This window comes from Syntrophomonas wolfei subsp. methylbutyratica, from assembly GCF_001570625.1.
Lineage (GTDB): Bacteria > Bacillota > Syntrophomonadia > Syntrophomonadales > Syntrophomonadaceae > Syntrophomonas > Syntrophomonas methylbutyratica.
Genome location: NZ_BBQT01000012.1, coordinates 21,359 through 38,562 on the forward strand (window position 1 = coordinate 21,359; position 17,204 = coordinate 38,562).

The following is a 17,204-nucleotide window of genomic DNA, read 5'->3' on the forward strand; positions in this document are numbered from 1 at the left end:
GCTACTGCAAAAACCCCTTTTGTTGCATAAGGGTTGCATAAATATACAAAGCGAGCGTTGGCGAAGCATGGATGCAGCACCCTGCGGGTACTCCTGATGTTCCATCCTGCGGATGTCACTATTAAGGTTGCCTCCCATGGACGGGAGATTAGCGCGGTACCCCTTGAGCCGCGAGACAAGCCGCAGGTGTTGCCCATGCGAAGCGCCCTGTCGGGTACAACTGATGCTCCCTGCGGTCGCTATTAAGGACGCTGGAGCGGTATATTTATACAAGCCAATGAATATTAATAACTTTTTGCAGTAGAATCAACTTCATGCCACAAAAGCTGTCTTTACAGTGGAGTCAATGTTGTATTGAGTTACAGTAAAAAGGAGAGTTATTTTGGAAGCCAAACATAGTATGGAGATATTAAGAAGGGTCAGGCATGATTTTGCCAACCACCTGCAGGTTGTAAGCGGATACCTGGAGCTGGGGAGATGCCAGCAGGTAAAAGAATATATTGCTGAAATAGTTAAGGATATGGCTGAAGAGAAAAAGATATTTGAGGCGGGCCTCTCAGCTAAAGAGGCGCTGTATTTTTTTGAAAAAACATTAACAGCTCGTGAGCTGGGGATAATATTAAGGTACAAGGACTTGGAAGTCAATTCACTGGACCTAGCCAAACTTAACCATAAATTGGATGAGGTATTGAATGAATTATCCGACCAGCTAAAGGGAAGGGAAGAGGAACCAGTGGTCTATCTTTCCGTACATAATAACGAAGAAGAAATAACGATGCTTTTCTCCTGTACTATGCTAGCGCAAAGCCTGGTGAGGATAAGTATCAAGGAGTGAAACCATGTTTGTTGATCAGGCTCGGATATTTGTTAAGGGTGGAGATGGGGGAAACGGGATTGTGGCTTTCCGCCGCGAAAAGTATGTTCCCATGGGTGGTCCGTCTGGTGGTGACGGGGGGCGGGGAGCCAATGTAATATTGATGGCTGATGAAGGACTAAAAACCCTGATGGATTTTAAATATCGCCGGCATTTTAAAGCGGAGCGCGGAGTACACGGACAGGGCAAGAATATGCATGGTGCCTGGGGCCATGACTTACGGGTAAAAGTCCCGGTAGGAACGGTAATAAAAGATGATGAAAGCGGAGAGGTTTTGGCTGATCTGCTGCTTCATGGGCAAGAGGCGGTAGTGGCTCGCGGGGGGAGAGGAGGACGAGGCAATGCTCGTTTTAGTTCGGCCATAAATAAAGCGCCGTCCTTCTCGGAAAATGGTGAACCGGGAGAAGAGAAATGGATTCGCCTGGAATTGAAATTGCTGGCTGATGTAGGATTGGTTGGTTTCCCCAATGCGGGAAAATCTACTTTGATATCGCGAGTTTCGGCGGCCCGGCCCAAAATTGCCGATTATCCTTTTACCACTCTGGTGCCCAACCTGGGGGTGGTCATGACCAGGGAGCGGGATACTTTCGTTCTGGCTGATATTCCTGGTTTAATTGAGGGCGCTCATCAGGGGTTGGGATTGGGACATGAATTTCTCCGGCATATTGAGCGTACGCGGGTAATCCTGTTTATTCTGGATGCAGCCCAGACGGAGGGAAGGGATGTAGTGGAGGATTACCGGATTCTCTACCGGGAACTCGAGCTGCATAATCCGGATTTGCTAAAACGACCACAGCTCATTGTCGCAAATAAAATGGATATTCCGGATGCCCGGGGTAATGCCCGGAGACTGGAGAGTGAGCTGGGGAAGACGGTCTACTGTATATCCGCCGTGACTGGGCAGGGGGTAGAGGAATTAATGGAAAAAACCTATGCGCTTTTACAAGCTGCTCCCCAGGATATTCCCCGTGGTGAAGAGCCGGTAGTAAGGCGTTTTGAAGAAGAGCTGCCCTTTCAAATTGATAAAGTGGAGGGAGTTTTTGAGGTTAGTGGCCCGCGCATCGAGAAACTGGTAGTCATGACTAACTTCAATAGTGACGAAGGCCTGCAGCGCTTTCAAAGAACTGTAATCAAGATGGGCCTGGAAGAAGCTTTAAAAGAGCAAGGAATCAAAGAAGGGGATAGCGTTAGAATAAAGGATTTTGAGTTCGAATTTACGGAATAGGTGTCAAAAGGACCGTCCCCTTGACACCCCCCAAACCAACAGTAGAACCCTCCATGGCCGGAGACCAGAACCACCGATGAAAAGTGAGTTAGTAGGTGCTTGAATAGCAAGATGTAGTAGGAAATAAATTAACCCCTCACCCCTTACTCCTCACTTTCTTACCAATAACGGAATAATTTGAAACAGGGTGATAGGACATGGGCTGGCGTGATAAATTTAATAAATGTCGCCGGGTAGTAATCAAGGTGGGAACCAGCACCTTAACCTATAACAATGGACAGCTTAACCTGCTGCGTATAGAACATCTGGTAAGGGAAATGGCTGATTTACATAACCGGGATATGGAAGTATTGCTGGTCACTTCGGGAGCCATTGGTGTAGGCGCCAACCGGATGGGCTATAAAAAAGTTCCCAAGACTATGCCGGAGAAACAAGCTTTGGCAGCGGTAGGCCAGGGAGCCCTGCTGCATCTCTATGAAAAGTTTTTTGGCGAATATGGCAAAACGGTGGCCCAGGTTTTGTTAACCCGGGATGATCTGGATGACCGCATGCGCTACCTAAATGCCACCAATGCTTTGTTGGCCATCCTGGCCATGGATGTTATTCCCATCATAAATGAGAACGATACCGTGGTAGTCGATGAGATCAAGTTCGGTGATAATGACACCCTTTCGGCCCTGGTAGCCGGGATAGTGAATGCTGATCTCTTGCTTATTCTCTCTGATGTCGATGGTCTTTATGACTGCGACCCCAGAACGAATAAGGAGGCGGTCTTGCAACACCAGGTAAGTGAGATTACCCGGGATATGGAAGAGAAATCCGCCAGTCGCGGTAGTAGTTTTTCCAGCGGGGGAATGATTACCAAGTTGAAGGCGGCCCAGGTTTGTATGGCTGCCGGTGTACCCATGGTAATTGCCAATAGCGATGAAGACAATGTAATCCGCCGCGTGGTGGGCGGAGAAGAACTGGGTACCCTTTTTATTCCCCGTGAGGAAAAAATGCATGCCCGGGAAAAGTGGATAGCCTTCGGTACCGTTTGCCAGGGCAAGCTTTTGGTTGATGCCGGAGCCCGTCAGGCCCTGCTCAACCGGGGAAAAAGCCTGCTGCCTTCCGGGGTAACCGGGGTTGAGGGGGACTTTGACCGGGGAACGGTGGTGGCTGTGATAGAGCCTGATGGACGGGAAATTGCCCGGGGCTTGGTTAATTACGCCGCCCGGGAAATCGCCTTGATAGCAGGTAAAAGAAGCGGTGAGATAGAAGCTATACTGGGAGAGAAGGATTATGATGAGGTAATTCATCGCAACAATCTCTGGGTAAGGGGATAAATATTTTGCTTGTATAAAATACCGCTCGCCAACGCTCACTTTGTATATTTATGCAATCCTTAATGAACATCAAGAGTTTTTTTAATAGAAGTCGCTATAGGGAAAGCAAGAGGATTAAACCACTGTATTCCCGAGGTAAAGGAGAGATGAGAAATGGATAAAAGCTTGGAAGAAAAACTAATGGAGCAGGGTAAGAAAGCCAAAGCGGCTTCACGCTTCCTGGCTACAGCCTCTACCACCCTAAAGAACGAAGCCCTGCTGAAAACGGCGGACGCTCTGGAAGCACAGGGGGCGGGAATAGTCGCCGCCAATGCCATTGATCTGGAGTTAGGGGAAAAACAAGGTTTGACTTCCGCTCTGCTGGAGCGCCTGGCCTTAAATGAGAGCCGGATAAAGGATATGGCCCAGGGACTGCGTGAAATTGCCGCTCTTCCGGACCCGGTGGGGGAGGTTCTGGGGATGTGGAGAAGGCCCAATGGTCTGGAAGTGGGAAGGATTAGAACCCCTATTGGAGTTATAGGCATCATTTATGAATCCCGGCCCAATGTAACAGCCGATGCCGCAGGACTCTGCCTCAAAGCAGGCAATGCTATACTCCTGCGCGGAGGTGAAGAAGCCTTAAATTCCAACCGGATAATTGCCCGGATTATTGCACAGTCAGCTAAAGATTGCGGGATTCCCGAGGGTGCCGTGCAGCTGGTCGACAGCGAGGACCGGCAGGCGGCTGTCTATATGATGAAAATGAATGAATACCTGGATGTTCTGATTCCTCGAGGAGGGAAGGGCTTGAAACAAGCGGTGCTGGAGCATGCCAGTGTTCCGGTAATTATGACCGGAATGGGTAATTGCCATGTTTATGTGGATGCTCTGGCGGATTTGAGCAAGGCGCAAAAAATTGTCTTTAATGCCAAAGTGCAAAGACCCTCGGTATGCAATGCCGCTGAAACCTTGCTGGTCAATGAGAAAATTGCCGGAGAATTCCTCCCGGCCATGATTGCCGAGCTGAAGGGTGCCGGGGTAGAAATTAGGGGTTGTGAAAGAACCCGGGAGATAGTGCCGGATATCCTCCCCGCCCGGGAAGAAGACTGGGATGAGGAATACCTGGATTTAATCCTGGCGGTAAAGGTGCTGGATAGCGTGGAAGAAGCGATAGAGCATATTAACTGTCATGGAACCGGTCACAGTGAGGCTATAATAAGTGAGGAATACAGCAGTGTCCGGCGCTTCATGTCTGCCGTTGATGCGGCAGCTGTCTATGCCAATGCTTCCACTCGCTTTACTGATGGTAATGTTTTCGGTTTTGGAGCCGAGATGGGGATAAGCACCCAGAAGCTGCATGCCCGGGGACCTATGGGTTTGCAGGAATTGACTACCACCAAGTTCATTATTTATGGGGACGGACAAATTCGCTAATTTATAAGGATTGTACGAGAGCAAAATGCTAGAACATTTATTGCCTGTTTTACAGGCCTATGGTGTCTGGGGCTTGCTGATTCTGGCTTTTGCCGAATCATCTTTTTTCCCGGTTTTCCCTGATTTTATTTTAATACCGCTTTGCCTGGCGAATCCGGAGCAGGCTGCTTTCTATGCCCTTCTGGCTACTGTGGGTTCAGCTACGGGCGCCTATTTTGGCTATGTGCTGGGTAATGTTGTGGGGCAACCCCTCTTGCGCCGCCTGGCCTCGGGAGAGAAAATAGCCCTGATCGAAAAGACCTATCAAAAGTACGGGGCCTGGGCGGTATGTATCGCGGGATTGGCTCCTCTTCCTTACAAGCTTTTCACCATATCATCAGGGATATTTCGCTTGTCTTTGCCCGGCTTCTTAACCGCAACACTGCTAGGCCGCGGGCTGCGCTTCTTTGCAGAAGCGATTCTTATAATGAGCGTGGGTGAGCAGGCATTAGTTTTCATATCCCAGAATTCAGGCTGGCTTAGCACTATAGTTATATCTGGGATAATTATTCTGCTCATGCTTTTCTTTAAACGGCAAAGTGTAAGCAACTTCCTGCTGGGTTTAAGGGATAAAGCCGGGCTGACCCGTATAAGCAAAGGGAGGATACTGGGGCCCAGGTTGCAATTACTGGGGGAATGGCTGGTGGCATTGGGGAGCGGGGCTTTTCTAAGCTTTTTTCTGGCGGGTTCCATTAAAGATATTTTGAACAATCGTTTGTTCAATACCGACCAGGTTCTTAATCAATTATTTGCACCGGTAATCGGACCGGCCTGGAAAACGGTGGATTGGCTTTTCAATGGCTGGGTATTGTTTCTTCTGATACTTATTAGCAGCTATCTCTTTTTGCGGCGGGAAAAGTGGGAAAGTGTGGCTTTCCTATTCTTGTCTCTGATGGGTTCCAGTACGGTACTCTGGGGATTTTATCGCATAATAATGGAAAACTACAGTCTTAATCCCTTCAGTTCCCATCTTTTTACCCACCCCACCCGGGTCCTGATAAACACCCTCTGGGCTTGCTATATTATTTGGCTGTCGGCTAGCAGAAAAACCCTGTGGCGGAAGGAAAAGTTGGTGAAATTTTTGAGTGGGCTCCTCGTTTTGTTATTGCTGGGGGTCAGCCGGGTATCGGCTGGCTTTAGACCCTCAGAAGTGGTGGTAACCCTGGCCATAGCCGGATTGTGGTCGGTGGTAGTCTGGATAATCTTCCTCTACCGCCACTCTTTGCGGGAAAATTAGGACATCTAGCCGGGGAAGGTCCTTTTATCGGATGCCCCCGGCCGTAGATGAAGTTTGATGTCACTGCAAAAAATTAATAGTTATGTTTGTATTTTATGCAACCCTTTTGCATCAAAAGGGAGTTTTGCAGTAGAGTCAGGTTTAAATAATCTCAAAGTTATAGCGGGCGAGCTTATCCAGGTCCTCCTGGCTCAGCCGGTATTCCCGGTCTAAAAGCTGTCGCTCAGGCATGGTGCCGCATAGCTCGGTTGAGAGGTAACGCAGGCCGTTGTCATTGATTATAGTAACTATGCATTTCTTTTCCGGATATTTTTGGGCTGCTTTTATGGCAGCAGCCACATTAATACCGGAAGAAGAACCACAGAAAATCCCTTCTTTTCGGGCCATCTGCCGGGCGGTTTCCAGAGCCTCATCGGAGCTGACCAGTATGATGCCATCTATATACTGCAGGTCGAGAATTTCAGGGATCAAGCCGTCAGCTATGCCCTGAATCTTATGCTGCCCGATACGCCCGCAGGCCAGAATAGGAGAGTCTTCCGGCTCGGATACATACACTTTGATGGCGGGGTTCTTCTCTTTCAGGTATTTGGCGGTCCCGGTTACAGTACCACCGGTTCCCTGGCACATGATAAAAACATCCATTTCTCCGGCTGTCTGCTCCCAAATTTCCGGTGCGGTATTGTCTATGTGGGCCAAAAGATTATCCTCGCGGTAGAATTGTCCTACTTCAAAAATCTGCTCGCCATATTCCTGCTTTATGCGTTTTACTTCTTCCAGTACCAGGTCAACATCGGTTTCGGCCCCCGGGGTCAGTAGCAGTTCAGCACCGTAGGCAGCAATAGTCTTCTTCCTTTCTTCGCTCATTCCTTCGGGCATTACTATTATTACCCGGTAGCCTTTGGCGGCCCCTACCATGGCAGCGGCAATTCCTGTATTGCCGGTGGTGCCTTCCAGGAGAATCATACCGGGCTTCAAATCTCCCCGCTTTTCTGCTTCTTCCACAATCTTATGCACCACTCTGTCCTTAAGGCTGCCGCTGGGATTCACATATTCCAGCTTGGCACAGATATCAGGTTTTAAGCCCTTCCCTATTTTATTTAATCTTATCATGGGTGTTCTGCCGATAACTTCCAATACATTGTCAAATATCTTATTGTTTGCATCCCATTCCATTAAACTTCCTCCCCTGTTTATTTTTCCTGATAATTATTCTGTAGAATTAATATTATTTCCTGTGATTATTATAGCTTAGAGTGGCCAGTCAGTTCCATACTGGAGTTCCCGAAACAGGGAAAACTTCTCCAATGGAGGACATTCAGCCAGGAAAGGAGCTGTAATTGCGGTTTCCTGTTCAAAAAGAATCAATAGCTCGGCCAGAAACTCCTCTCTCCTTTTTTCCTCCCTCAAGCTCAGCCCTTTTTCTTTTAGAATGCCGGCTATTCGGTTGTTCAATTCTATCTCATAATCGGCCAGTGCAGTAAAGAAGTCTTTCCAATGAGCCAGCTTATCCTCCTTTTCCCAGGCTACGCCCGGGCAAACGAAATGACGGCAGACCGATTCCCGCAAAGCCTGGGGTAGTAAGCAACCACCAGTATTGGAGTGAAAGCTGCAGCGATAGCTCTGTCCTTCCGGGCGGCTATTAACGGTTACCGAAGCGTCAAGTATGGTGAGATTATCCAGACTGAATATATAATCCAAAACCTCGGGTTTATATTGGAGAAGATAAGCGAAATCACAGGGATAAAATACTGGAGAATAGTAGCCGCAACAGCCTTTGTCATCCTGGCGCGGGCACTCGGTACAGAGATCCAGTTCTATATAACTGCGCAGGCCCTGGTTGTGAAAAGTTAGTTCCAATTTTTTAAGCATGCTTTCCCTCTCCATCTATCCGTTTGCAAACACAATCATTTCTATTATAAAGTTTTTGCCGCTCCAGGGAAAGATATATTACCATGTCAGGCACTTAAGTTATTATTGTAATATTATTGCAAGGATTTGCATTTTCTAAAGGGCACGGTTATTATGAATTGGGACAAGATTGGGCAGGTGGTAAAAGTGGAGAAAATTAAACCCTGGGGAATACTGGGAGGTACTTTTGATCCTATTCATTATGGGCACCTTATTGCTGCTGAATATGCCTGTCACAATTTTAAATTGGACAAAGTTCTGCTAATACCGGCGGCCAGTCCCCCACACAAGGAACTGGGACAGGTTCTGCCTGCTATGCATCGTTATCGGATGGCGGAATTGGCGGTAAAGTCTAATCCCCATTTGGAAGTATCCCCGGTAGAGATGGAGAGAGAAGGGCTTTCCTATACGGTTGATACCCTGGCTTATTTTCAGGCAAAATTCCCCGAGGTGGAATTCTTCTTTATTGTAGGGGCTGACTCGCTGTTTATTATGCATAGCTGGAAAGAACCGGAGCGGTTGGCGGAGCTCTGTCGTTTCATAGTGGTCACCCGTCCCGGATATAAGATTGAGCGAAGTGAAGCGGCTCTGGGCAGGCTCCCGGATATAATTTGGGATAGGATGCTGCAGATGGAGATTCCCGGGCTCGATATTTCCTCCAGTGATATTCGGCAACGGGCAGCTGCCGGGAAACCTATAAAATATCTGTTGCCGCCTGAGGTGGAGGAATACATTTTTGAGCAGGGATTATACCGGGGGGATAAATATGCTGAGGGATAGGCAGCAGCTTATGGATATTATAAAGCGCAGGCTATCACCCAATCGCTTGCAGCATTCGCTGCAGGTAGCGGAAACTGCCGTACAGATGGCTGGACAGTATGAACTGGAATTGGAACAGGTATATCTGACGGCCTTATTGCATGACTATGCCAAGGGCTTATCGGGGCAGGAACTCTTGCGGCTGGCGGAGGAGAATAATTTGATTGAGGATGAAGTTGACCGCGAAGTTCCGGATCTTCTGCATGCACCGGTAGGGGCTTTTATGATAAAAAGGGATTTGGGTATTGAAGATGAGGAGGTCCTAACGGCCATCAGCCGGCATACTCTAGGTTCTACAAAGATGAGTGAGTTGGACAAGATTATCTATCTGGCTGATATGATTGAACCAGGGCGGGACTTTCCTGGCCTGGAGAGGCTAAAATGCCTTAGCTTCCGTGACCTTGACGAAGCTATGTTATTTGGGCTAGAATCAACAATAAAATATTGCCTGGATCGGGGGCGGATTTTACACCCCCGTACTATTGAGGCCAGGAATCATTTTTTAAGAATACGGAGTTAATTATACACCTTATGCTCTATTCCTTATTAACCTCATCGATGTCTGGGTTCACCAGGGTATGGAGTATGGAGTATCAGATATATGCTGTTAGTGTTTTATTGGCCTGAATTGTATTTTACTTAAATTAGGAGGGTTGTTTTTGCTGAACGAAGAGGAATTAGCCCAAGCAGTTGCCGCGGCTTGTTTGGATGAAAAGGCAGTTGATGTGGTCATTTTGGATGTGAATGAGCTTACCATAATTACCGATTATTTTGTAATTGCCACAGCCCGGAGCCGGGTGCAGGTACAAAATATTGTAGAAATGGTACAAGAAAGACTGAAGGAATTTAATATATTGCCCTCCCGCGTAGAAGGTGTGGAGCAAGGCAACTGGGCGGTGATGGACTACAGTTCGACTATTCTGCATGTTTTTCAACCGGAGGAGAGGGAGTATTATGATCTGGAGAATCTCTGGGGGGATGCCAAAGAGGTCGATGTAAACGAGAGTTATGCTTAAATGCTGGTACGCGGAAAATTTAAGGGGACAGTACTTTGGAGGAAGCCTCTAGAGCCTTCCAAAATGCTGTCCCCTTTAGTTTGCGGCCATGGGGGGTTAGTATCATATCGTATCACCGTCCCCGACTTGCCTCGGTTCAATTTAATCATGTATAATAATGATGTCACTGCAAAAAGTTATAAATATGCATTAGCTTGCATAAATATACCGCTCGCAGTCTTCGCATGGGCAACACCTGCGGCTTGTCTCGTGGCTCAAGGGGTGCCGCGCTAATCTCCCATCCTGGTCAGTAGCGCTCTCGCGACGTCCTGTCGCTCGCCCCCTTTCGCCTGCTCGCCTTCGCCGGGTGTTGCATCCATGCTTCGCCAACGCTCGCTTTGTATATTTATGCAACCCTCATGCTACAAAAGGGGTTTTTGCAGTAGAGTCAATAATAATTACAAAGATTGCAAAGATTGGAATGGATTCGGTCGTTGCCCGGAAGGAGGAATCATTCATGTCCATGTCCGCCCCAAAACCAGACCGAGAATATACTTACGGCGACTACCTGCAATGGCCGGATGAGGAAAGGTGGGAAATTATTGGCGGCGTACCCTATGATATGAGTCCAGTGCCTTCCGGGAAACACCAGGAAATCTCCGGCGAGTTGTTCTTTCAGCTTCGCTCATTTTTCCAGGATAGAAGCTGCCGGGTCTTTGCTGCTCCCTTTGATGTGCGCCTGCCGCAAGGGGATGAGAAGGACGAAGATATAACAAATGTCGTACAACCTGACCTCAGCATAATCCGCGACTTGGATAAATTGGATGAAAGGGGCTGCAAAGGTACCCCCACCGTGGTTATCGAGATCATTTCCCCTTCCACCGCCAAGAAGGAACTTAACGAGAAATTCAACCTTTATGAAAAGAGTGCTATTCCCGAATATTGGGTGGTTTTTCCCGGTCTAAATGTAATAGTGGTTTATAGCCTGGATGATGAGGGCAAATATCAAAAAACCGGCGAGTATGCTGCCAACCAGGTTCTAACCAGCCCCCTCTTCCCCGGCCTGGAAGTCAAACTGGAGGAGGTTTTTCAGATAAAATAAGACTTATAAAGCAGTTAAGGTTGCACCCTGCGGGTACTTCTGGTGTTCCGCCCTGCGGGTGTCACTAATAAGGTCGCGGGTACTACTGATGCACCCTGCGGTCGCTATTGTGGCAGCTTATAACTTCATTTTCCAGAGCCAGGAGGGCTTTTTTTGTTTCCACTCCACCCGGAGCCGTAAATCCGCCCAGGCCGCCGTTTTGGGCCAGCACCCGGTGGCAGGGTATAAGCAGCGGGAGGGGATTCAGGCTCAAAGCCCGGCCTACTGCCCGGGCGGCACGGGGCTTTCCCAATTCTCGCGCCACTTCCCCATAAGTTTTGGTTACTCCGTAGGGAATTTGCGAAATATGTTGCAGTACCTTTTGGGTAAAAGCGGGCAAGGAGTTGATGTCCCATTGTGCCTCCCAGTTGTCTATCAACTGCCCTTGAAAATAGCGGCGGATATTATTTATCAGCGGCAGGGTAACATCGTTTTCTCCAAACAGGCGGCTTTCAATTCCGCTGCTTTCCAAACCGGTCTTGAATTCGTTTAAACCAACAGCAAATGGCAGTATAGTTCGCTTTATCAGCCTATTGTCGCTTAAAACAGCCGCCCATCCCCAGGAGGTATCAAAAACCAGCCATTTCATTATACCCACCCCATTTCTTGCCTAATGCCTGCTATTATTTTGCCACAACATTGACCAGCTTTCCAGGAACCACGATAAGCTTTACTATCTCTTTATCCCTGGTCAATTCCCTAATCTTAGGATTATCCAGGGCTATTTTCTCCAATTCCTCCCGGCCGACATCGACCGGCACCATTATCCGGTCTCGTACTTTACCGCTAATCTGCAGGACGATTTCAATTTCTTCCTGAAGCAGTGCTTCAGGATCATATTTCGGCCATTTCTGCAGGTAAATACTCTCTGCGTGGCCGGTTAACTGCCACAGCTCTTCACAGATATGGGGGGAAAACGGGCTTAAAAGAGTCAGCAGATTATCCACCGCTTCTTTTACTACCGGCCAGTCAGGTTTTTTGACTCCCTTGTAGGCTCCCAGGGTGTTCGACAACTCCATAATAGCACTGATAGCAGTATTGAAATTGAAGCGTTCTCCAATATCATCAGTAACCTTCTTTATAGTTGCGTGAGTTTTGAAGCGCAAATTCTTGGCATCATTGTCCAGCTCTGGAAAATGCCCGGCTGCGGGCAAATCTTTTATTCCCTCCGCTAATTCCGATACCAGGCGCCAGACCCGGTTCAGGAAGCGAAAAGCACCTTCCACACCTTGCTCGCTCCATTCCAGGTCTCTCTCGGGAGGAGAAGCGAAAAGAATGAAGAGCCGTGCAGTGTCAGCTCCATAGCTGTCGATTATCTCTTCCGGACTAACCACATTTCCTTTGGACTTGGACATCTTGGCATTATCCTTTAAAACCATACCCTGGGTGAGAAGGCGGGTAAAGGGTTCCTGGCAGGATAGAACATTAATATCAAAAAGGAATTTAGTGAAAAAACGGGCGTACATGAGATGTAAAATAGCATGTTCCACACCTCCTATATACTGGTCAACCGGCATCCAGTAATCCACGGCTTCCCGGCTAAAAGGCTGCTTGCTCTCATGAGGACTGCAAAAACGGTCAAAGTACCAGGAGGAACAGACAAAGGTATCCATGGTATCAGTTTCCCGCCGGGCTTCTTTTCCGCAGGAAGGGCAAGTGGCCTTATAAAAACTCTCAACAAAATTCAATGGTGACTCCCCGTAGGGCTTGAATTCTATATCCTCGGGCAGGTATACAGGCAGCTCTTCTTCGGGAACTGCAACCGGGCCGCATTCAGGGCAATAAACAATAGGAATGGGGGCTCCCCAGTAGCGTTGCCGTGAAATCAACCAGTCGCGCAAGCGGTAATTGATCGTTCCACGGCCGATTCCCTTCTCTTCCATGAATTTGATTACTGCTTTTTGGCCTTCCTCCACAATTAAACCGTCAAATTCTCCGGAATTTACCATATGGCCGTCACCGGGGTAGGATTCTTGCAGGAGATTTCCGTCCAGAGGTATATCCTCGCCTTTTATTACCACTTTAATCGGAATATCATATTTGCGGGCAAACTCAAAATCCCTCTGGTCATGGGCAGGAACGGCCATGATAGCCCCGGTGCCATAGTCCATCAAAACATAATTGGCTAACCAGATGGGAATTCGTGACCCATCCATCGGGTTGATGGCATAGGCTCCGGTGAAAACGCCTTCCTTTTCCGCCTCAGTAGAAGTGCGGGCCATTTCATTAAGGTATTTCATTTTATTGACAAAAGCCTTGACTTCTGTTTCCTGCTCCGGGCGGCAGATTTTTTCCACCAGGGGGTGTTCCGGGGCCAGAACCATGTAGGTGACACCAAAAACCGTATCCGGGCGCGTGGTGAAAACAGTGAGGACTTCATCACTGTCTTCAATGTGCAGGGAAAACTCACAGCCTTCGCTGCGGCCGATCCAGTTTTTTTGCATGGTTTTAACTTTTTCCGGCCAGCCCGGCAGCAGGACCAAATCATCCAAAAGCCTTTGGGCATAATCAGTTATTTTGAAAAACCACTGTTCCAGTTGCTTTTTTTCAATAACAGCTTCACAGCGTTCGCAAGCCCCATCAACCACCTGTTCATTGGCCAGAACCGTCTGGCAGGAAGGGCACCAGTTTACGGCGGATTTCTTTTTATAGGCCAGCTTGTTTTCGTAGAGCTTTAAAAACATCCACTGGGTAAATTTGTAATAATTCGGCTTGCAGGTTGCTAACTCCCGATCCCAATCATAGCTGATCCCCATGGTCTTGAGCTGACTTCTCATGTTTTCGATATTAGAGTAGGTCCAGGTAGCAGGGTGAATAGCATTTTTAATGGCCGCATTTTCAGCGGGAAGGCCAAAAGCATCCCAGCCCATGGGATGAAGGACATTAAATCCGTTCATGCTTTTGAAACGCGCCACCACATCACCGATGGCATAATTGCGCACATGGCCCATATGCAGGTGTCCGGAAGGATAGGGAAACATCTCCAGATTATAATACTTGGGCTTTTCGGGGTCTTCTTCTACTTTAAAGACCTGGTTTTTCTCCCAGTAAGCCTGCCATTTAGCTTCAATGGACTTGAAATCATACTTTCTATCCAGCATAGCTTCCTCCTAAAATTTTATCAGAAAAAATAAAAGCTCTCATCCGAACAGGGACGAGAGCGATGATTACCCGCGGTACCACCCTTATTGACAGATAATAATGGTGGAGCTAGTGGGATTCGAACCCACGACCTCTTGAATGCCATTCAAGCGCGCTCCCAACTGCGCCATAGCCCCACATACTGTCCACTTGACAAATCATAACGGAATCTCCGTTGCAGGCTAATGTCACCTGCAAAGCTCCCCGGCGAGTTCAACCAGCTTTGTCGCTTCGCAGCTTCCCGCGACTCTCTGCCTGATGCCAGTCTACTACTCCGGTTCCTTGCTTCTATATATGAATTTGACATTAGCAATTATATGATAATCCTTGAACAAAGTCAACTGATAGAATAATAATCTTCTTCCCGAAGCAAATTAATAGCACGGTGATTTATAACTAAAACAGCGACATCAATTTTGTTAAGGAGGGATGAAATTGCGCGGAAGCCAGACCATAATGTGTGACGTAAGTAGTTGCCGGTTTTTTGAAAACAATATGTGCAGCTTGGACGCTATCCAGGTAGCCCCCTGTAGCGACATAAGCAGCGGTTCTCCAGAAGATGAGACCTTATGTGCCAGCTATGAACAGAGTTAATTATATTTGGTTCTACTGCAAAAACCCCTTTTTGTTGCATAAGGGTTGCATAAATATGCAAAGCGAGCGTTGGCGAAGCATGGATGCAACACCCGGCGAAGACGAGCAGGCGAAAGGGGGCGAGCGACAGGATGTCGCGGGAGCGCCACCTCCCATGGACGGGAGATTGGCGCGGTACCCCTTGAGCCGCGAGACAAGCCGTAGGTGTTGCCCATGCGTAGACTGCGAGCGGAATATTTATGCAAGCAAATGCATAATTATTACTTTTTGCAGCGGAATCATATTTAGCTTGTAAAAAAACCAGAAGGGTGGCTTAGGTCCACCCTTCTGTATAATTACACTTTTTCTTCCTTCTTTTCTTGCACTAATATCATGTCCTTCAAGTCCCTAATTCGATCCTCAGCTTGCCGATTAATAGTATTATTACCGCCTTTACGCACAATGGCTCCCCGGAAAAATTTCAAGGCTTCCCTATTTTCTCCAATTCGCATGCTAAGCTCCCCTAAGAGCAAGGATAGGCGCTGATCCTGTTCCACCGAGGTATCCCGTCTGGTATTGTAATAGGTGTCCTTAAACATATCCAGAGCCTGTTGGGAAGCATATAAAAACATCTCCTCATCTCCAGCGTCATTATACAACCAGGATAGGCGCAGCCAAACCTTGGCTGCTTCGGTAGGATTTGGTTTGCCCGCTGCCTGTAAGGATTGCAGCATGAGGTAGTAGGTCACAAAAACCTCATCCAGTTTGCGGGGCTCACTAAACTGCAAACGAACTTTAGCTTTTAATTGCTTGCCTTGCTCCAGTAGTTTTTTCTTAAAGGCTTCAGCCACCTGTTTGAACTCGAAGTTAAAATTGGAGTAATAGCAGTTGGGACAGGTCCAGACCAGGTACCAGAGCGGCTCAAAGTCCACGAAACGCTGGCGCAGGTCATTATCTACCTTATCCAGCCGGAGCTTGGAGGAGCGAACATTTTTGGTTTTGAATTTTTCCTCACAGACCGGGCAAAGAACTTCCCGGTCAAAAAGCAGGTTATCGTCACTGAGCGGAGCTTCCAGAGGGTAAGGCTTATGTCCCGGTGGAAAAAGGGAGTTGTCCAAAACCTCTGTGGATGGTTTTTTTGCTGTGGGGGGAGCAAGCTTATGTGCTTTTCTTTCCTCAGTTTTCCCTCGCTTCAGCTGGCCCAGATCTTCGTTAAGCTGGCGCACCCGGTTGCTCATACCTTTCATTATTCGATAAGCCAGGCTGGGTTGCTGGGCAATTACCTGTTCAAAGTTGCTTTCATTAATAACCAGTACAATAGTATCTTCTATAGCCCCGATAGTAGCGCTTCGGGGTTGGCCTTCCAATAAGGACATTTCACCAAAGAAGTCTCCGGAGACCAGTTCCGTTATCATAATAGGAAAACCGTCAATGGATGTTATGTAAACGCCCACTCGGCCTTTGAGTATAATAAACATTTCGTGGCCAGTTTCTCCGGCATTAAAAAAAATCTCATCAGCATTATATTTTTTAACTCCCCCAAGTTTAGCCAATGCGGCTATATCCAGCATTAAAGTCCCTCCTTTAAACTACGGGTTATAACGAGGTAAATATGTCCCTTGCGGTGTGTTGAAACTGCTCCGCAGTTTCTTCCGATGCTTAAAATTAGTGTTTTGATGTAAAAAGACTTGTAAGAAAAACCAACATGATTATGTTCTTAAGATTCGCTAGCAGCTTAAATAATCCTCCTGTTAAACCCATCTTTCAGAAAATATTCGAAATTTAGGTATAATAAACGATGTTAATAATATCACAAAATGGAGGGCTTTAACATTTATTGGCGAATTTAAGCAAGGAGGTGAGGTTAATGGATAATATAGACAAGCGCTACCTGACGGCCGGTTCCTTAATTTTGCTGGTGTTGGTATTTATGGCCGGTTTCAAATATGCCGAATTTAGGTATCGTGATTCTGCCGAAAAGCTTGAACTTATTGAGGTTAATCCGGCGGAAAAACCGGAGCATTTGGAAGATAGCTTGATTCAGGTATATGTCTGTGGAGAGGTTAAAAAACCCGGAGTATACCAATTGAAAGAGAATGAACGCGTATACCAGGCGGTGGAAATGGCTGGACCTGAAGATAAAGCTGATTTACGTCTTATAGACATGGCCCGCCCTCTGGTGGATGGAGAAACGATTGTGGTTCCAGGAGAAGGGGAACTGGCAGGGGAAATGGCCGGGGAGCAAGGAGCTTCGCAGTTGCGAGTTTCTTCTCCAACTTCTCCGGTCGGCTCCGCCAAAGTTAATATTAATAAAGCGCCTGCCAGTGAACTGGCTGATAAATTAAACGGAATAGGACCCGCCCTCTCCCAGCGGATTGTTGACTACCGGGAGTCTAATGGAGCCTTTCAAAAAATTGAAGACATTAAAAACGTTAGTGGTATAGGAGAGAAGAAGTTTGAAGCCATAAAAGATCATATAACAGTTAGGTAATTAGGCAGGGGGGGTTAATGAAT

The 17,204-nt window shown here is 47.5% G+C and carries 16 protein-coding genes and 1 tRNA gene; 11 read left to right on the top strand and 6 right to left on the bottom strand.

Translation table 11 applies throughout. The features are described 5' to 3' along the window. The first annotated feature begins 382 nt into the window (after nt 1-382). The 5 genes from AWB54_RS09570 to AWB54_RS09590 all read left to right on the top strand — a co-directional run bounded on the left by AWB54_RS09570 (nt 383) and on the right by AWB54_RS09590 (nt 6,113). Nucleotides 383-835 (top strand): Spo0B domain-containing protein, encoded by a 453-nt coding sequence (locus AWB54_RS09570; RefSeq protein WP_061214384.1) that lies wholly within the window; start codon nt 383-385, stop codon nt 833-835. A gap of 4 nt (nt 836-839) precedes the next feature. Continuing rightward, on the top strand, nt 840-2,099 hold the full coding sequence (gene obgE / locus AWB54_RS09575; protein WP_061214385.1) for a GTPase ObgE: 1,260 nt from the start codon (nt 840-842) through the stop codon (nt 2,097-2,099). Between the two features lie 197 nt (nt 2,100-2,296). After that, nucleotides 2,297-3,424 carry a glutamate 5-kinase gene (gene proB / locus AWB54_RS09580; protein ID WP_061214386.1) on the top strand — a complete coding sequence of 376 codons (1,128 nt, stop codon included), beginning with the start codon at nt 2,297-2,299 and terminating at the stop codon, nt 3,422-3,424. 153 nt (nt 3,425-3,577) lie between these two features. Continuing rightward, on the top strand, nt 3,578-4,837 hold the full coding sequence (locus tag AWB54_RS09585; protein WP_061214387.1) for a glutamate-5-semialdehyde dehydrogenase: 1,260 nt from the start codon (nt 3,578-3,580) through the stop codon (nt 4,835-4,837). 25 nt (nt 4,838-4,862) lie between these two features. Beyond that, nucleotides 4,863-6,113 carry a YqaA family protein gene (locus tag AWB54_RS09590; protein WP_061214388.1) on the top strand — a complete coding sequence of 417 codons (1,251 nt, stop codon included), beginning with the start codon at nt 4,863-4,865 and terminating at the stop codon, nt 6,111-6,113. Between the two features lie 141 nt (nt 6,114-6,254). Here the strand turns inward: AWB54_RS09590 and cysK are convergent, their stop codons facing one another. Both cysK and AWB54_RS09600 read right to left on the bottom strand, forming a co-directional pair. Next, complete coding sequence (cysK, locus tag AWB54_RS09595) at nt 6,255-7,286, bottom strand: cysteine synthase A (RefSeq protein WP_061214389.1); 1,032 nt, start codon at nt 7,284-7,286, stop codon at nt 6,255-6,257. 75 nt (nt 7,287-7,361) lie between these two features. Beyond that, nucleotides 7,362-7,982, bottom strand: a complete 621-nt coding sequence (locus AWB54_RS09600) for a hypothetical protein (RefSeq protein WP_061214390.1) — start codon at nt 7,980-7,982, stop codon at nt 7,362-7,364. A gap of 153 nt (nt 7,983-8,135) precedes the next feature. On the opposite strand from AWB54_RS09600, the gene nadD reads away from it, so the two are divergent. The 4 genes from nadD (at nt 8,136) to AWB54_RS09620 (ending at nt 10,937) form a co-directional block, all read left to right on the top strand. Next, on the top strand, nt 8,136-8,801 hold the full coding sequence (gene nadD, locus AWB54_RS09605; protein WP_061214391.1) for a nicotinate-nucleotide adenylyltransferase: 666 nt from the start codon (nt 8,136-8,138) through the stop codon (nt 8,799-8,801). Continuing rightward, on the top strand, nt 8,788-9,360 hold the full coding sequence (yqeK, locus tag AWB54_RS09610; protein WP_061214392.1) for a bis(5'-nucleosyl)-tetraphosphatase (symmetrical) YqeK: 573 nt from the start codon (nt 8,788-8,790) through the stop codon (nt 9,358-9,360). Before nadD ends, yqeK begins: the two co-directional genes overlap by 14 nt. Nucleotides 9,361-9,499: 139 nt before the next feature. Then, on the top strand, nt 9,500-9,856 hold the full coding sequence (gene rsfS / locus AWB54_RS09615) for a ribosome silencing factor (protein ID WP_061214393.1): 357 nt from the start codon (nt 9,500-9,502) through the stop codon (nt 9,854-9,856). 496 nt (nt 9,857-10,352) lie between these two features. After that, nucleotides 10,353-10,937, top strand: a complete 585-nt coding sequence (locus AWB54_RS09620; protein WP_061214394.1) for a Uma2 family endonuclease — start codon at nt 10,353-10,355, stop codon at nt 10,935-10,937. An 82-nt stretch (nt 10,938-11,019) separates the two neighbouring features. Here the strand turns inward: AWB54_RS09620 and AWB54_RS09625 are convergent, their stop codons facing one another. The 3 genes from AWB54_RS09625 to AWB54_RS09635 form a co-directional block, all read right to left on the bottom strand. Further along, the gene (locus AWB54_RS09625; RefSeq protein ID WP_061214395.1) at nt 11,020-11,565 is read right to left on the bottom strand and encodes a methylated-DNA--[protein]-cysteine S-methyltransferase; all 546 of its coding nucleotides are present in this window, start codon (nt 11,563-11,565) and stop codon (nt 11,020-11,022) included. Between the two features lie 34 nt (nt 11,566-11,599). Then, entirely contained in the window at nt 11,600-14,077 is a 2,478-nt protein-coding gene (gene leuS / locus AWB54_RS09630) for a leucine--tRNA ligase (protein WP_061214396.1), read from the bottom strand. Between the two features lie 101 nt (nt 14,078-14,178). Further along, a tRNA-Ala gene (locus AWB54_RS09635) sits at nt 14,179-14,254 on the bottom strand. A 298-nt stretch (nt 14,255-14,552) separates the two neighbouring features. On the opposite strand from AWB54_RS09635, the gene AWB54_RS15370 reads away from it, so the two are divergent. After that, the gene (locus AWB54_RS15370) at nt 14,553-14,711 is read left to right on the top strand and encodes a DUF1540 domain-containing protein (protein ID WP_160328941.1); all 159 of its coding nucleotides are present in this window, start codon (nt 14,553-14,555) and stop codon (nt 14,709-14,711) included. Nucleotides 14,712-15,046: 335 nt separating this feature from the next. Here AWB54_RS15370 and AWB54_RS09640 read toward each other — a convergent pair whose 3' ends face one another. Continuing rightward, the gene (locus tag AWB54_RS09640) at nt 15,047-16,261 is read right to left on the bottom strand and encodes a DUF2225 domain-containing protein (protein ID WP_061214397.1); all 1,215 of its coding nucleotides are present in this window, start codon (nt 16,259-16,261) and stop codon (nt 15,047-15,049) included. A 296-nt stretch (nt 16,262-16,557) separates the two neighbouring features. On the opposite strand from AWB54_RS09640, the gene AWB54_RS09645 reads away from it, so the two are divergent. Then, nucleotides 16,558-17,181, top strand: a complete 624-nt coding sequence (locus AWB54_RS09645) for a helix-hairpin-helix domain-containing protein (RefSeq protein ID WP_061214398.1) — start codon at nt 16,558-16,560, stop codon at nt 17,179-17,181. Nucleotides 17,182-17,204 lie beyond the last annotated feature (23 nt).

Excerpts from the sequence above, each read along its gene's own strand:
- leuS (WP_061214396.1), bottom strand. The coding sequence starts at position 14,077 with ATGCTGGATAGAAAGTATGATTTCAAGTCCATTGAAGCTAAATGGCAG.
- AWB54_RS09625 (WP_061214395.1), bottom strand. The coding sequence starts at position 11,565 with ATGAAATGGCTGGTTTTTGATACCTCCTGGGGATGGGCGGCTGTTTTA.
- AWB54_RS09590 (WP_061214388.1), top strand. The coding sequence starts at position 4,863 with ATGCTAGAACATTTATTGCCTGTTTTACAGGCCTATGGTGTCTGGGGC.
- nadD (WP_061214391.1), top strand. The coding sequence starts at position 8,136 with ATGAATTGGGACAAGATTGGGCAGGTGGTAAAAGTGGAGAAAATTAAA.
- AWB54_RS09585 (WP_061214387.1), top strand. The coding sequence starts at position 3,578 with ATGGATAAAAGCTTGGAAGAAAAACTAATGGAGCAGGGTAAGAAAGCC.
- proB (WP_061214386.1), top strand. The coding sequence starts at position 2,297 with ATGGGCTGGCGTGATAAATTTAATAAATGTCGCCGGGTAGTAATCAAG.
- AWB54_RS09620 (WP_061214394.1), top strand. The coding sequence starts at position 10,353 with ATGTCCATGTCCGCCCCAAAACCAGACCGAGAATATACTTACGGCGAC.
- AWB54_RS09600 (WP_061214390.1), bottom strand. The coding sequence starts at position 7,982 with ATGCTTAAAAAATTGGAACTAACTTTTCACAACCAGGGCCTGCGCAGT.
- cysK (WP_061214389.1), bottom strand. The coding sequence starts at position 7,286 with ATGGAATGGGATGCAAACAATAAGATATTTGACAATGTATTGGAAGTT.
- AWB54_RS09640 (WP_061214397.1), bottom strand. The coding sequence starts at position 16,261 with ATGCTGGATATAGCCGCATTGGCTAAACTTGGGGGAGTTAAAAAATAT.
- yqeK (WP_061214392.1), top strand. The coding sequence starts at position 8,788 with ATGCTGAGGGATAGGCAGCAGCTTATGGATATTATAAAGCGCAGGCTA.
- AWB54_RS09645 (WP_061214398.1), top strand. The coding sequence starts at position 16,558 with ATGGATAATATAGACAAGCGCTACCTGACGGCCGGTTCCTTAATTTTG.
- obgE (WP_061214385.1), top strand. The coding sequence starts at position 840 with ATGTTTGTTGATCAGGCTCGGATATTTGTTAAGGGTGGAGATGGGGGA.